Here is a 14,953-nt window from a genome sequence, read left to right on the forward strand (position 1 = left end):
CCGGCAGCCGCGTGCCGAGGCCTAGTGGCGCGTCGGGTCGTCGGAGTCCTTGGCGACCGTGACCTTCTCGCCGTCGATCTCGTCTCGCTTGGCCTTCTCGGCGTCGCCTCGGGTCTTGGCGAGGCTGGCGACCGTGGCCACCGTGATGGTCGCGCCGATGAAGAGCAGCGAGAACCAGATCGGAATCTCGGGCACCCACAGCAGCGGCTCGCCGCCGTTGATGAAGGGCACCTCGTTGACGTGCAGGGCGTGGAAGACCAGCTTGACGCCGATGAAGGCGAGGATGATCGCGAGGCCCTGCGACAGGTACACGAGACGCTCGAGCAGACCACCGATCAGGAAGTACAGCTGGCGCAGGCCCATCAGGGCGAAGGCGTTGGCGGTGAACACGATGTACGCCTCGTTGGTCAGGCCGTAGATCGCGGGGATCGAGTCGAGGGCGAACACCAGGTCGACGAATCCGATCGCGATGACGCAGAGCAGCAGCGGCGTGACGAAGCGCTTGCCGCCCTTCTTGATCGTGAACTTGTCCTCGTTGAACTCGTCGTGCACGGGCAGCACGCGGCGGGCGATCTTGACGAAGGCGTTGTCGGCCGCGTTGCCGCCGTGGTCGCCCTTGATCTGTTGGTAGGCCAGCACGAAGAGCAGGGCGCCGAAGAGGTAGAAGACCCACGAGAAGTTCTCGATCAGCGCGGCACCGGCGGCGATGAAGCCGGCTCGCATGACGAGCGCGATCACGATGCCGATCATCAGCACCTTCTGCTGGTACATGCGTGGCACGGCGAAGCCGGTCATGATCAGCAAGAACACGAACAGGTTGTCGATCGAGAGCGCCTTCTCGGTGAGGTAGCCGGCGAAGTACTCGCCACCGAAGCCCCAGCCGCTCGTGAAACCGATGCCGACGCCGAACAGCAGCGCGAGCCCGATGTAGAACGCCGACCAGCGGGCGGACTCGCCGATCGTGGGCTCGTGCGGCTTGCGCACGTGGGTGAAGAACTCGAACACGAAGAACGCGACGGTGACGGCGATCGTGATGAGCCAGGTGGTCAGTGTGACGTCCACGGGGGTGCTCCGGGTGGGTCGGGCTGATGAGGCGGGTCGAGCTGAACGGCGCGAGCGGCCGAACAGCGGAGAAGGCTCCTGAGAAGACGGTACGTGGGGGTCCGCTGGGGGCGTGCCCTCAAGCGACCGTGACACTGCTGAGAAGCTGCAGTGCGTGCAAGCGCCGCGACCTCGTCAGCGAGGCGGCGTCGGTGGTGGTCGACGGTCCGGGGCGGTCGACGACTCAGACGCCGACGGGGCGACGGGCGGCGACCAGTCCGAACAGGTCCTTGGGGTCGTCGGGCTCGGCGACCAGGTCGATCTCGACCGAGTAGTCCGTGCCGACCACGTCGTCGCGCAGGTACTTCAGGGCGCAGACGTCTTCGATGGCGAAGCCGACCGAGTCGAAGATCGTGATCTGCTCGTCGCTCGTGCGCCCGGGCAGCTGCCCGGCGACGACCTGCCACAGCTCGGTCACGGCGAAGTCGGCCGGCTGGTGCTGGATCTCTCCCTCGATGCGGGTCTGCTCGGGGTACTCGACGAAGACGTCGGCCCGCCGCAGTGTCGCGGGGTCGAGCTCGGTCTTGCCGGGGCAGTCGCCGCCGATCGCGTTGACGTGCACCCCGGGGCGGACGGCCTCGTCGGGCAGCACGATCGCGTTCTGCTTGTCGGCCGTGCAGGTCGTGATCACGTCGGCGCCGTCGGCCGCCTCGCCCGGGCTCGCGCACACCGTGATGTCGAAGCCCAGTGGCTCGAGGTTGCGGACGAACTTCGTGGTGGCGCGGGGGTCGACGTCGAACACGCGGACCGTCTCGAGCCCGAGGGTGGCGCGCATCGCCAGGGCCTGGAACTCGGCCTGCGAACCCGCACCGATCAGGGCGAGCACTCGCGAGTCGGCGCGGGCGAGTCGCTTGGCGGCCATGGCGCTCGTCGCGGCGGTGCGCAAGGCGGTGAGGATCGTCATCTCGGCGAGGAAGGTCGGGTAGCCCGTGTCGACGTCGGCGAGCACGCCGAACGCGGTGACGGTCTGGTAGCCGCGGCCGGGGTTCGAGGGGTGGCCGTTGACGTACTTGAAGCCGTAGGTCTCGCTGTCGCTGGCGGGCATCAGTTCGATGACGCCGATCGGGCTGTGCGAGGCGACGCGGGGTGACTTGTCGAAGGCTGGCCAGCGGGAGAAATCGTGCTCGAGGGCGGTCACCATGCCACCGGTGATCGGGCCGACCCCGCGGTCGGTCACCCATCGGATCATGTTCTGCACGTCCACGAAGCGCACCACGGCGACCTCCTCCTGTTCGGCCCGGCTCGGTCGTCGCGTCCGGGTGCCACCACGCTAGGACTGGGCGATGTGCAGCCACAATCACCATCGAGCGCCTTTTCGCACGCTCGATCCACCGTTCTGCGCAGTCGTGCTGTACGTTTCGAGTCATGGCCGATCTCGACGAACTGGACCGGCGCCTCCTGGCCGCCCTGCGGGTCGACGCGCGGGAGTCGGCGGCGAGCCTCGCCCGGCGGCTGGGCGTGACCCGGGCGACGATCACCTCACGCCTCGACCGGCTCGAGGCGTCGGGAACGGTGCTCGGTTACACCGTGAGGGTCCGTGAGGCCGACGATCCCGCCCTGGTCCGCGCCATCGGCTTCATCGAGATCGAGGGGCGATCGACCGACCACGTCATCCGACAGCTGCGGGGCTTCCCCGAGGTGGCGTCCCTGCACACGACCAACGGCGGCTGGGACCTCGTCGCCGAGCTGCGCACCTCGTCGCTCGGCGAGTTCGACCGCGTGCTGGCCCGCATCCGCAGTGTCGAGGGCGTGGTCAACAGCGAGACGAGCCTGCTGCTCAGCTCCGTCCTTCGCTGACCCGCTGCACCGGGCGGCCGCCGCGTCGCTCGAGCGAGCGAGGCGCGACGGCCCCGCCGAGTGGTTGCTCCGCCGTCTCAGCCACGGCCGCTTGCCTTCGCCCCTGCCGGTCCGGCTCTCGGGCTGATCCGGTCCGTACCGGATCGACGACATCGCTACGCCTGCCGCCGGTGCGGTGCCGCGCGATCGAGGTCGGGCGAGCGGAGGAGGCGCGGGCCGACTCCCCGAGGCGCCCGAGACCTGGCGCCCGAGACCAGGCGCCCGAGACCAGGCACCCTCAGACCGTGCCGCGCCTCGCGGAGACGATGCTCTTCAGGGCCTCGTCGAGGTGCGGGTGGACGAACTCGTACCCGCCGTCCACGAGGCGCTCGGGCAGCACCCACCGGCTCTTGAGCACGAGCTCGGTCTCGGTGCGCAGGACGGCGGTGCCGAGCTCGAGCATCCAGCGCCAGGCGGGCAGGCCGAACGGCACGCCGAGCACGCGGCGCAGCGTGCGCATCATGGTGCGGTTGTCGCTCGGGTTCGGCGACGACAGGTTGAGCGCGCCCTCGATCGAGTCGTCGTCGCGGGCGAAGCGGATCGCCCCGAGCACGTCGTCGACGTGGATCCAGCTGAACTTCTGCCGTCCGCCGCCGCGGCCCTCGCGGTGGTACGTCCCCGCCGCGAGCCGGGCCCGGGTGGCGGGCCACGGGCCGTCGAGCTGCGGCCCGCCGAGACCTGCTCGCACGAGGTTCATCAGGGGCACGAGAGCGCTGCCGTCGCCCAGCACGATGGCCATGCGCAGGGCGACGCGGCGGGTGGCCGGCAGGTCGTCCGAGAAGAACTCGGCCTCCCACGCCGTCGCGACGTCGACCGAGAACCCCGAGCCGATCTCACCGCCCGACTCGGTCATCGGCCGGTCCTCGGCGTGCCGGTAGACGGTCGCCGTCGACGAGTTCATCCAGACCCGAGGAGGCGCGGTGCACGCGAGCACCGCCTCCTTCAGTTCGCGCGTGGTCTCGACGCGTGAGCGCACGATCTCGGCGCGGTTCTCGGGGCCGTAGCGGCAGTTCACGCTCTTGCCGGCGAGGTTGACGAGCAGGTCGGCCCCGTCGAGCAGCGCGGTGATGCCGGCGGTGTCGCCCCACGAGGCGTCGGGTCCGTGCCGGCCGATCAGGCTGACGCGGGCGCCCTCGGCGCGGAACGCGGCCGCGAGGTGCTGCCCGATGAAGCCGCTGGCCCCGGCGAGGACGATGTGGTCGGTCATGCGCGGGGTCCTCGTCGGGTCGGGGTCGGTGCGGGTGTCGGGCCGGAGCCCGCGCCGCGGTCACGACCTCACGCTAGGGGACCGGCCCGTCCCCACGCACACGATCCCTCGACATCGAGAAGTCCTCACCTCTAGGTCATGTGCCCGTTAGCCTCGTCGGCATGAGTCATCCCCTCGTGACCGCAGCCGAGCTCGACGCGACCCTGACCGGCGGGGGCGTGGTGCGCCTGCTCGACGTGCGATGGCGACTCGACCGGCCGGACGGCCACCCGGCGTACCGCGAAGGACACCTGCCGGGTGCGGTGTACGTCGACCTCGACTCCGAGCTCGCCCGGCACGGCGCGCCCGTCGAGGGGCGGCATCCGCTGCCCGACCGGGCCGACCTGCAGGCCGCCGCCCGGCGGTGGGGGCTCCGCGACGGGGACGCCGTCGTCGTCTACGACGACCTCGGCGGACAGTCGGCGGCTCGCGCGTGGTGGCTGCTGCGGGCCTCGGGCATCGCCGACGTGCGTCTGCTCGACGGGGGACTCCCGGCGTGGGTGGAGGCGGGCCTGCCGCTCGAGCAGGGCGACGCGGCCGTCGTGCCCGGCGACGTCACCCTCGGCGGCGACCCGTGGCCCGTGATCGACGCCGACGCGGCCGCCTCCTGGTCGCGCACCGGAGTGCTGGTCGACAGTCGGGCCGCCGAGCGCTATCGCGGCGACGTCGAGCCGGTCGACCCCCGGGCCGGCCACGTCCCGGGTGCCGTGAATCTGCCCACGGCGGGCAATCTCGACTCCACGGGCCGGTTCGTCGACGCCACCGCGCTGCGCGCCCGGTTCGAGGAGGCGGGGGTCACCGCCGCCACGCCCCTGGCCGTCTACTGCGGGTCGGGGATCACCGCGGCCCACAACGCCCTGGCTGCGACCATCGCCGGGTTCGACCCCGTGCTCTTCGCCGGTTCGTGGAGCGCCTGGTCGAACGACCGTGCTCGACCCGTCGCGACCGGCGGCCGCCCCGGGTGACCCAGGGGCGGGGCCGTGGTCAGTCGGCGTGGCCCGGAACGGGGACGTCCGTCCGGTCGTCGACCACGGCGTCGACGGCGGTGAGGCGCACGGCGTCGATGCCGTTCATCGCCGAGCCCTTCTGCTTGTAACCCTCGGACGAGGCGATGACCTCGCCGGTGCCGGCGGTCAGCGCGAAGCGGTACTCGCCCGAGGCGTCCTGGGTGACGACGAACTTGCCTGCCATGTGGGTCCCCTTGCACGAAGTGGTGCGCGCGCTCTGCGTGGCGACAGCATAGGGCCGCACCCCGATCCCCGGGCTTGCGGCTCCGACCCGTTCGATCAACTTGACATGTAACATTTCGACTGCGAGACTCTGGGGGTCGCCGGCCGTCCACGAGTCTCGTCCCCCCCCTCACGAGACCGGGGTGGCCGCGTCGGCGCATCTCGGATGCGAGCCCGTACCGAGAACACGAGAACGCCCGGCCCCGGATGGCAGTCGCGGGGTCGGGCGCTCTCGTCGTCCGGGGGCGTGCCCCAGGGTGCCGGCTGTCGGCGTCAGTCGGCCAGAAGGACGGCCATGGCGCCCTTCAGGGCCTCGCGGTCCCGGCGCAGCTTGGCTACCTCGGCCTCGAGTTCGGCGACGCGTTCGGCCGTGGCGGCCGAACCCGAACCCGGGGGGCGTCCCCGACGCGGCGTGGCCGTCGCCGTGGGCGCGGCCACGTCGTCGTCCGAGGTGGCGTCGAGTTCTTTTTCGACCTCGTCGTCGGGCGCCGGTGTGGGGGCGATCGATCGCTCGTGTGCCCGGATCCACCCGCGCAGGGACTGTTCGCCGACCTCGAACTCGGACGCCGTCTCACGGATGATGGCCCGGTTGCCGGGCTCGGCCTCGCGACGTTCGAGCACCCGGGCGAGCGACTTCTCGCGCGTCTCGTCGCTGTACTTCTGTTCGAAAGGCATGTGTGCTCCTGATGTCGAGACACGGTGTCGTGTCGGCTCATTGAATAGCCCCCGTGATGACCGTACTGTACGTTGACGTGCTAGCGCACGACCATGACGACAGCTCACATAGACGATCGTGTCGCGCATGATGACGAACCGTGTAACACGTCGAACGCTGGGCATCACGTGTCGCCGAATCGTGGGTCGGTGTACACGTGGTCGGCCGCGACGACTCGCGGCACGACCGCCCGTCCTCCGGCAGTTGTCGGGGCGGACCGCTTAAGGTGTCAGGGTGTGGCGAGCCGACAGACAGCATGGCAACGATGACGACGAGAACGATTCCGTCGCCGTCCCGACCGGCGCGCCCTCGGGCGTGATCTCACCGCATGCCGTCAGCCTCGGCCGCCCGGGGCAGTCCCTGGGCAACGTGGCCGAACCCGTGTGGAACACCTGGCGCGAGTCCCTCCGACGGGTCGGCGGTCCCTCCACGCTGCTGCACTTCGGTGACTCGCAGCGCTCGCGCATCGAGCTGAGCACGACCCACCCGGGTGGCCTCGCGCAGTTCATCACGGGCAAGACGACGCTGCTCTCGAGCCTGATCCGCGACGACCTGGCCCTGCGCACGGCTCGCGCCGCAGCCGGCGAGATCGCCGCGAAGGGGCTCGAACTGAGCACGGTCCGCGGCATCGACGCCGTGCACCTGGCCATCGGCGTCGCCGCCTGGTCCTTCGCCGGAGAAGACTTCCGGGCTCCCGTCCTGCTGCGCCCGTTGGCGATCCGTCGGCACGGGCGTGACTTCGAGGTGAAGCTGCTCGGCGAGCCCTTCCTCAACCCGGCGCTGGTCGACGCGCTGCACGACCAGTTCGACATCACCCTCGACGCGGAGTCCTTCGTCTCGCTCGCCAGCCGCGAGGGCTCGTTCACGCCCAACCCGGTCATCGACCGACTGCGCGGCCTGACCGCCCACCTCGAATGGTTCACGGTCCAACCGCGACTCGTCGTCTCGACCTTCGCCGAGGTCTCGACCGAGATGGCCCTCGACGCCCGCGAACTGGGCCACCCGGTGCTCGACGCGCTCGCAGGCAACCCCATGGCCATCCGCCAGGTCGAAGAGGCTCATCGACCGGCCACCGCCACCCCCCAGGACGAACGCAGTCCCGAGACCGACACCCTCCTCCTCGACGCCGACCCCGAGCAAGAGAACGTCGTGGCGCAGATCGCGGCCGGCAACTCGGTCGTCGTCAAGACCCTGCCCGGCACCGGTGGCACGCAGACCATCGTCAACGCGGTGGGTCGTCTCGTGTCGCAGAACAAGCGCGTCCTCGTCGTCAGCGCTCGCCGGGCCACCCTGCGCGGCATCACGAGCCGTCTCGCCGACATCGGTCTGCCCGGCGTGGCCGTCAGCCCGACCACGCTGCGCCGGGACGTGATCCGGTCCATCTCCCGCAACGAGAAGGCCACCCACCCGCACATGGGCGAGGTCGACGACGCCCTCGTGCGTCTTCGCAAGGTGCTCGTCGACTACCGCGGCGCCCTCAGCCGCCGAGACCCCGAGCTCGGCGTCTCGGTGCTCGACTGCCTCACCGAGCTCTCGCGGCTCGCGCTGTTGCCCGCCGCCCCGGCGACCACCGCCCGCCTCAGCCGTCGCAGCATCGCCGCCATGGTCGACGGCCGCGGCCGGGTGGCCGAGACGATGGTCGGTGCCGCCAACCTGGGCGAGTTCAAGTACGGCCCGGGGGACTCGCCCTGGTACGGCGCCCGCTTCACCGAGAGCGTCGGGGCCGGCGACGCGCACCAGCTCGCCAAGAACCTGCACCACCGCGACCTCCCCCGCCTCCTCGAGCGGGCCGAGGACGTCATCGGCAGCACGCGGATGCGCCCGTTCGAGACCGTCTCCGAGCTCGGGGTCTACCTGCGTCTGCTCACCGAGATCCGCGACACCCTCGACAAGTTCATGCCCGTGGTCTTCGATCGCTCGGTCGCCGAACTGGTCGCCGCGACGGCGCCCAAGCGTGAGGCGCCCGACATGTCGAGCGCCAACCGTCGGCGTCTCAAGAAGCTCGCTCGCGAGTACGTGCGGCCCGGTGTGCACATCGCCGACCTGCACGGTGCCCTGCAGCGCATCCAGCAGCAGCGTGTCGTCTGGCAGCGCTACGTGTCGGCCGGCACCCCGCCCGAGGTCCCGACGGGCATCGCCGATACGCACGTGCTGCACCAGCAGGTGTCCCAAGACCTCGAACGACTCGACGGCCCCCTCGGCCTCGGGGGCGACGACGGGCTGACCGAGATCGGCATCGTCGAGCTGCAGCAGCGGCTCGAGGCCCTCGCCGCCGAGAGCGACGTGCTGCAGAACCTGCAGGAGCGCACCGAGCTCATGACGACCCTGCGCGACCTCGAACTCACTCCGCTCATCACCGACCTGGCCAACCGCCACGTGCCCGAGCACCAGGTCGCCGCCGAACTCGAGCTCGCCTGGTGGCGCTCGGCACTCGAGTCGCTGCTCGAGGCCGACCGTGCCCTGCTCGGTGCCAACACCGCGATGCTCGACCGGCTCGAAGCCGACTTCCGTCTCGTCGACGAGGCGCACGCCGCGGGCAGCGCACAATTGCTCGCCTGGCTGCTGGCCGAGAACTGGAAGATCGGGTTGGTCGACTGGCCGGACGAGTCCTCCGCCCTCAAGGGGCTGCTGCGACAGGGGCACCTGACCGCCCGTCTGCTGCACGACGCGGCCCCGCACCTGTCCCGGGCCATCGCCCCCGTCTGGGTCGCGTCGCCGTACGAGGTCCACACCATCGCCGACACGGTGCCCTTCGACACGGTCGTGCTCGTCGACGCCGGGGCCACGACCCTGGCCGAGAACGTCGGGGCGATCCGCCGCGGAAAACAGACGGTCGCGTTCGGCGACCCCGTGACCCAGACGCCCTCCGAGTTCGACATCGGGGTCGTGCCGGGCAAGCCGCCGGTCGATGCCGACGAAGAGGCCCTCGCCACATCCCATTCCGAGAGCGCGCTCGCGCGGCTGGCCACCCTGCTGCCCACCCTCTCGCTCACGCGGAGCTACCGAGCCGGTGGAGAAGACCTCGCCGAGCTGGTCAACCGCCGCTTCTACGGCGGGCGCATCGAGTCCCTGCCCTGGGCGGGCAGCTTCCTCGGCCACGGCAGCATCGCGCTCGACTACGTCTCGGGAGGCACGGCGGTTCCCGATCCCGAGTCCGGTGCCGTCGAGAGCGTCGACGCCGAGGTCGACCGCGTCGTGTCGCTGGTCCTCGAACACGCCCGCACGCGCCCCAGCGAGTCGCTCATGGTACTGACGGCCTCGGCCAAGCACGCCATCCGCGTCCAGCAGGCCGTCCTCACCGCGGTCTCGGGCCACAAGGACCTGACCGAGTTCGTGGTGGGTGACCGCAGCGAACCGTTCATGGTCGCCACCCTCGAGCAGAGCGTCGCGCAGAGCCGTGACCACGTCGTGTTCTCGATCGGCTATGGCCGGACCCCGCACGGCCGGGTGCTCAGCGACTTTGGTCCGCTCGGGCAGCCGGGTGGCGAGCGCCTGCTGGCGGTCGCCATGACCCGTGCGCGGCGGTCGATGGTCATCGTCACCTGCTTCCAACCGGGCGACATCGACTCGAGTCGCATGGGCCACGGAACGGTCGCCCTCAGCGAGATCCTGACCGAGGTCCAGGCCCGTACCTCGGCCGAACACGTGCCCGACGACAGCGAGCCGATGCTCGTCGACCTGGCCCGCCGGCTCGAGGTCAAGGGCATCCCGGTCGCCCTCGGCCACCGGGGCAAGCTCGGCCTCGTCGCCGCGCACGACGGTGTCTGCGTGACGATCGAGACCGACACGACGCTCTCGCGTACGAGCCTGCGCGAGTCGTTGCGCTCGCGCCCCGAAGTGTTGCGACGGCTGGGCTGGCACTACATCCGCGTGCACGCGTTCCAGCTGTTCACCGATCCCGACGCCGTCGCCGAACGCGTCGCCGAGGTGCTCGGGATCGGCGATTCGCACACGCACGAGGTGCCGGCCCTGTCGGCGAGTCAGCACGTCAACCGTCGATGACGTCAGGAGGCGCGGTGTCCGACGCCGACGCCGGCGACGCCCTCGAGGCGGTCGAGCAGCGCCCTCTCGTGGTGCGGCGGAGGGCGGGGCGTCGGGTGAGCACCGACCCGGTGCCGGGCAGCGATCCGACGCCCGCGCCCGAACCCGATCGGCAGGGATCGAGCGAGAACGACCGACGCCTGCGAGCCGACGTCCCCCCGCACTGGGGCTGAACGGACCGCTCGCCGTGGCGATCGTCCGACACGACGACGAACCCCGGATGTGACGCTGAGCCCTGTTCCGTCGGGGTCCCGCGTCGCATCCGGGGTGTGGGGCAGTGGCTGCCCGGGCGTCAGCGGCTGCCGAGCGGACCGTTCTCGCTGTGCGGGTCGCGCGACTCGGCCACCGGTGCCGCGTGCGAGCCGGACCCCGGGGCGGGCGCGGCCTGGGCGCGCAGCAGGTCCCGGATCTCGCTGAGCAGTTCGACGTCGGTCGGCGGCACGTCGGCCGGGGTCTCTTCGGCCTTCTGCTTGGCGAAGGTGCGCTTGAGCAGGTTGTTCACCGGCAGCACGAGGACGAAGTACACGACCGCGGCGATGATCAAGAACTGGATGGCGGACCCGATCACGGCGCCGAACATCAGCTTCGCGCTCCCGCCGCTGATCGTCGGGATCGTCACGACCAGAGCCTCGTCCAGCATGCTCGCGTTGAACGCGGCACCGATCAGCGGGTTGAACACATTGGTCACGAGCGACGTCACGATGGCCGTGAAGGCGGCTCCGATGACGACGGCGACGGCGAGGTCTATGACGTTGCCGCGCAGGATGAACTCTTTGAAACCCTTCATGGGCGACTCCTTCTGATCCGACGAGATGGGGTTCTCGACGCCCAGCCAACCACGGAGGCGCGCTCGGGTGAACCCGTCGGTCGCCTCGGACGGGTCAGGAGGAGCTGGACGACGAGCCCGACGAGCCCGAGCCCTTGCCCGAGGAGCCGCTGCCGGACGAGCCGGAGCCGGACGAGCCGGAGCCGGAGGAGCCGCTGCCGGACGAGGACGAACCCGACCCACTGCCCGAGGCGCCCGACGCAGACGAGCCGCTCGTGCCTCCTGAGCTTGTGTCGGACGAGCCGGACGAGGACCCCTTGTCGCCCGAGCCGGACGCCCCCGAGCCCGAGGTGCTCTTCGAGCGTGAGTCGGTGCGGTAGAAGCCGGACCCGTTGAAGGTCACGCCGACGGGGCTGAAGACCTTGCGAAGCTTGCCTTCGCAGACGGGGCAGACCGTGAGGGTGTCGTCGGTGAACGACTGCACGATGTCGAAGGCGTTGTCGCACTCGGTGCAGCGATACGAGTAGGTGGGCACGGAGGCGCTCCTGAGGGAAGGCGAGTCTAGAACTCGTGGATGCCGGAGGGGGTGACGACGCCGTCGACGGGCTGGTCGTGCCGCTCTCGGGGCACCGACTCCACGTACTCGGGGTCGAACACCACAGCATAGACGGGCGGGCGGCGCTCCATCGAGCCCAGGGTCTTGTCGAAGTAGCCCCGGCCCCAGCCCATGCGCATGCCGCCGTGGTCGATCGAGGCCGCGGGCACGACGATGAGGTCGACGTCGTTGACCGCCATCGGGCTGAGCACCTCGCCGACGGGCTCCGGCAGGTCGAAGAGACCACGGGTCTCTCTCTCGCCGTCGCCCACCGCCCAGTCGAGCAGGCCGTCGGCTCGGGTGATCGGGAACAGCACGCGGATGCCGTTCGCGAAAGCCCAGTCGAGGAACGGACGCGTGTTCGGCTCGACGTCGGTGGACAGGTAGGCCGCGATCGAGCGCACCGACAGGCTGGTGGCGAGGTCGGTGAGGTGCCGGGTGATGCCTTCGGTGGTCTGGTCCCTCTCGTGCGCACCCAGGGTGCGACGCTTCTGGCGGATCTCGGCTCGCAGGGCGCGTTTGGCGTTGCCGACGTCGTCAGTCATGGGGACGAGCTTAACCGTCCGACTATTAACCTCCGCGAAACGTCGGGGATGGATACGCTGACCCGCATGGGCTTCACGATTTCTAAAGCAGTCATTCCCGCCGCGGGCCTGGGGACACGGTTCCTGCCCGCCACGAAAGCAATGCCGAAGGAGATGCTGCCGGTCGTCGACAAGCCGGCGATCCAGTACGTCGTCGAAGAGGCCGTCAACGCCGGGCTGACCGACGTGCTGATGATCACGGGCCGCAACAAGAACGCGCTCGAGAACCATTTCGACCACGTCAGCGAGCTCGAGGAGACCCTGAAGAAGAAGGGCGACCACGACAAGCTCGCCAAGGTCAACCAGTCGACCGACCTGGCCGACATGCACTACGTGCGTCAGGGGGACCCGCTCGGTCTCGGTCACGCGGTGCTCCGCGCCAAGATGCACGTCGGACGTGAGCCCTTCGCCGTCCTGCTCGGTGACGACATCATCGACGCCCGCGACCCGCTGCTGACGCGCATGGTCGAGGTGCAGGGGCAGAAGAACGCGACCGTGATCGCCCTGCTCGAGGTCGACCCCTCGCAGACGCACCTCTACGGCATCGCCACGGTCGAGAAGACCGACGAGGAGGACGTGGTCAAGGTCACCGGCCTCGTCGAGAAGCCGGCGCAGGGCGAGTCCCCTTCGAACCTGGCCATCATCGGTCGTTACGTGATCCGCCCCGAGGTCTTCGACGTCCTCGAGAAGCAGGAGCCGGGCAAGGGCGGCGAGATCCAGCTGACCGACGCGCTGATGAAGATGGCCGGCGCCGAAGAGTGGACCGGCGGCGTGTACGGCGTCGTGTTCCGTGGTCGTCGGTACGACACCGGTGACAAGCTCGACTACATCAAGGCCATCGTGCAGCTCGCCTCGGACCGGGACGACATCGGTGGCGAACTGCGCCCGTGGCTGAAAGAGTTCACCGCCGGGCTCGAGAAGTAAGCAGGCGACACGTTCCGTGACGAACATCCCCACGCTGACGGAGGGGGCGGTGACCATCCGCCCCCTCCGTCTTCGTGACACCCGCGACCTCGACCAGGCCCTGATGGAGAACAGATCGTGGCTGCGGCAGTGGGAGGCCACGAACCCGAACGGCTTCACCAGCCATGACGTGCGTGGCAGCATCCGCTCGCTGCAGACCAACGCCCGGGCGGGTCTCGGCCTGCCGTTCGCCATCGAGCTCGACGGCCGGTTCGTCGGCCAGCTGAACGTCTCGGGCATCACCTTCGGCTCGCTCGGTTCGGCCACCATCGGCTACTGGGTGACCCAGGGCGCGGCGGGCCACAACGCGACGCCCATCGCGGTGGCGCTCGCGACCGACCACTGTTTCCGCACCCTGGGCCTGCATCGCATGGAGATCTGCATCCGGCCCGAGAACGCCCCCAGCCTGCGCGTCGTCGAGAAGCTGGGCTTCCGCTACGAGGGTCTGCGACGTCGGTACATCCACATCAACGGGTCCTGGCGCGACCACTTCTGCTTCGCCCTGGTCGCCGAAGAGGTGCCCGAGGGGGTCCTGCGACGCTGGACCACGGGCTCCGTGCCGGCAGGGCAGGGCAGCGTGCCCGCCGAGGCTCTGGCCGAAGCCGGGCGCACGCTGCCGCTCTGACGCCTCGGCCCGCGCGGCTCGGCCCGGGCGGCTCGGCCCGCACGGAGGCGACCGTCCGTCCTCCGCACGGAATCGTCCCACGACACGCGGACACACCTGTCGATCAGCGGCCTTCGGGGCCCGCCCGCTCATACCTTGGTCACCATGAACATCGAGTCGTGGGGTGGAGGCGTCGTCCTCGCTCTCGTCGCCGCGCTCTGGCTCGTCTATCTCGTGCCCACCTGGCAGCGTCGACGCGAGTACCTCGCGACCGAGCGCAACGCCGTCCGGCTGCAGCAGACCCTGCGCATCCTCGCCCAGACCGCCGAGGTGCCCGCCGAGGTGCGCGTCGAGGCCAATGCCCGCTCGGTCGCCGACGCGCAGAAGATCCTGCGACACGAGGAGGCGCGGCGCGAGGCCATCCGGAGGGCTCACGAGGCGGCGCGCCAGCGTGCCGTGACCCGTGAGCTCGCCGCGGCCGCCCCCGTGCTGCGGGCCGCCGACCGCGACCCCGCCCTCGCCGCGCGGCGGCTGCGACGCTCCCGCCTGGTCTCGACCGTGGTCCTCGCGCTGAGCGTGGTCGCCGTGGTCGGAGGTGTCGCCGCGGGCCTGACGTCGTCCTGGGTGCTCGTCGTCGCCGGCCTCGTCTTCGGTGCCGGGGCGATCGCGATGCTCACGCAGCTGGCCGCCGTGTCGAGGGCGCGGGCCCGCCGAGCGGTCGTCGCTCCCGTGGCCCAACCCCTCAAAGACTTCTCCGGGGTCATGGGCGCGGGCGTCGTCCTCCGCGACGACGAGGCCTCGGCGGAGTCACGGCTGTGGACGCCCGTGCCCGTCCCGAAGCCCCTTTACCTGCGACGCGGACGTCAGCGTCCCGCTCCCGTGGCGTCGACCGACGCCGCAGCCGCCGAGTTGCAGCGGGACTCCCGTCGCTCGGTCGAGTCCCTGCGCTCGGCCCAGCACGACGCCCTGCGCGAGGCCGCCCGGGCCGAGGGCGCGCTGCAGTCGACGCGACGCGCGTCGGTGACCGCGGCCGCGCCTCCTGCCCCGGCCGCCGTCGCCGCGGCCTCCGCCCTCCCCGCCGAGGAGGCGCGGGTCGAGTCGGTCGCCCCGCCCCGCCCCCCGAGCCGCTTCGCCCGGATGGGCATCATCGACGACCTGCCGCAGTCGGACTTCTCGCTCGACGAGGCCCTGCAGCGCCGTCGCGCGGTCTGATCACCGCACCCCGGCGCCCAGTTCATCCGGGTGTCGACGAGGTGCTATCGTGGCAGAGCAG

General features: G+C 70.6%; 15 protein-coding genes. 7 read left to right on the forward strand and 8 right to left on the reverse strand.

Going from position 1 to position 14,953, the window contains the following annotated elements:
• Positions 1-21: 21 nt before the first annotated feature.
• Both HRF36_RS10195 and HRF36_RS10200 read right to left on the reverse strand, forming a co-directional pair.
• Complete coding sequence (locus HRF36_RS10195; protein WP_173209433.1) at positions 22-1,062, reverse strand: TerC family protein; 1,041 nt, start codon at positions 1,060-1,062, stop codon at positions 22-24.
• 223 nt (positions 1,063-1,285) lie between these two features.
• Positions 1,286-2,317: an ornithine cyclodeaminase gene (locus HRF36_RS10200; protein ID WP_173209435.1), complete on the reverse strand. Its 1,032-nt coding sequence runs from the start codon at positions 2,315-2,317 to the stop codon at positions 1,286-1,288.
• Between the two features lie 149 nt (positions 2,318-2,466).
• Between HRF36_RS10200 and HRF36_RS10205 the strand changes: the two genes are divergently transcribed.
• Positions 2,467-2,898, forward strand: a complete 432-nt coding sequence (locus HRF36_RS10205) for an Lrp/AsnC family transcriptional regulator (protein ID WP_173209437.1) — start codon at positions 2,467-2,469, stop codon at positions 2,896-2,898.
• A 277-nt stretch (positions 2,899-3,175) separates the two neighbouring features.
• Here the strand turns inward: HRF36_RS10205 and HRF36_RS10210 are convergent, their stop codons facing one another.
• Positions 3,176-4,144: an epimerase gene (locus HRF36_RS10210; RefSeq protein WP_173209439.1), complete on the reverse strand. Its 969-nt coding sequence runs from the start codon at positions 4,142-4,144 to the stop codon at positions 3,176-3,178.
• Between the two features lie 161 nt (positions 4,145-4,305).
• On the opposite strand from HRF36_RS10210, the gene HRF36_RS10215 reads away from it, so the two are divergent.
• Complete coding sequence (locus HRF36_RS10215) at positions 4,306-5,148, forward strand: sulfurtransferase (RefSeq protein WP_173209441.1); 843 nt, start codon at positions 4,306-4,308, stop codon at positions 5,146-5,148.
• Positions 5,149-5,167: 19 nt separating this feature from the next.
• On the opposite strand, the gene HRF36_RS10220 is transcribed toward HRF36_RS10215, so the two are convergent.
• Positions 5,168-5,374, reverse strand: coding sequence for a DUF1508 domain-containing protein (locus HRF36_RS10220; RefSeq protein ID WP_173209443.1), 207 nt, complete (start codon positions 5,372-5,374; stop codon positions 5,168-5,170).
• Between the two features lie 311 nt (positions 5,375-5,685).
• Positions 5,686-6,087 (reverse strand): hypothetical protein, encoded by a 402-nt coding sequence (locus HRF36_RS10225; protein ID WP_173209445.1) that lies wholly within the window; start codon positions 6,085-6,087, stop codon positions 5,686-5,688.
• A gap of 274 nt (positions 6,088-6,361) precedes the next feature.
• Between HRF36_RS10225 and HRF36_RS10230 the strand changes: the two genes are divergently transcribed.
• Positions 6,362-10,129, forward strand: a complete 3,768-nt coding sequence (locus tag HRF36_RS10230; protein WP_173209447.1) for an ATP-binding protein — start codon at positions 6,362-6,364, stop codon at positions 10,127-10,129.
• A gap of 14 nt (positions 10,130-10,143) precedes the next feature.
• On the forward strand, positions 10,144-10,341 hold the full coding sequence (locus HRF36_RS10235; RefSeq protein ID WP_173209449.1) for a hypothetical protein: 198 nt from the start codon (positions 10,144-10,146) through the stop codon (positions 10,339-10,341).
• A gap of 119 nt (positions 10,342-10,460) precedes the next feature.
• Here the strand turns inward: HRF36_RS10235 and mscL are convergent, their stop codons facing one another.
• The 3 genes from mscL to HRF36_RS10250 form a co-directional block, all read right to left on the reverse strand.
• Positions 10,461-10,955, reverse strand: coding sequence for a large conductance mechanosensitive channel protein MscL (gene mscL, locus HRF36_RS10240; protein WP_173209451.1), 495 nt, complete (start codon positions 10,953-10,955; stop codon positions 10,461-10,463).
• Positions 10,956-11,049: 94 nt separating this feature from the next.
• Positions 11,050-11,469, reverse strand: a complete 420-nt coding sequence (locus HRF36_RS10245; RefSeq protein ID WP_173209453.1) for an FmdB family zinc ribbon protein — start codon at positions 11,467-11,469, stop codon at positions 11,050-11,052.
• A 26-nt stretch (positions 11,470-11,495) separates the two neighbouring features.
• On the reverse strand, positions 11,496-12,074 hold the full coding sequence (locus tag HRF36_RS10250) for a 5-formyltetrahydrofolate cyclo-ligase (protein WP_173209455.1): 579 nt from the start codon (positions 12,072-12,074) through the stop codon (positions 11,496-11,498).
• A 66-nt stretch (positions 12,075-12,140) separates the two neighbouring features.
• Here HRF36_RS10250 and galU point away from each other — a divergent pair, with 66 nt between their 5' ends.
• From galU to HRF36_RS10265, 3 genes are all read left to right on the forward strand, one after another.
• A complete protein-coding gene (gene galU / locus HRF36_RS10255; protein WP_123519131.1) occupies positions 12,141-13,037 on the forward strand; it encodes a UTP--glucose-1-phosphate uridylyltransferase GalU in 897 nt (298 codons plus the stop codon).
• Between the two features lie 16 nt (positions 13,038-13,053).
• Positions 13,054-13,701, forward strand: coding sequence for a GNAT family N-acetyltransferase (locus tag HRF36_RS10260; RefSeq protein ID WP_173209456.1), 648 nt, complete (start codon positions 13,054-13,056; stop codon positions 13,699-13,701).
• 144 nt (positions 13,702-13,845) lie between these two features.
• A complete protein-coding gene (locus HRF36_RS10265) occupies positions 13,846-14,892 on the forward strand; it encodes a hypothetical protein (RefSeq protein WP_173209459.1) in 1,047 nt (348 codons plus the stop codon).
• Positions 14,893-14,953 lie beyond the last annotated feature (61 nt).

It is taken from the genome of Frigoribacterium sp. VKM Ac-2836, from assembly GCF_013248995.1.
In the GTDB taxonomy this organism is placed as follows: domain Bacteria; phylum Actinomycetota; class Actinomycetes; order Actinomycetales; family Microbacteriaceae; genus Frigoribacterium.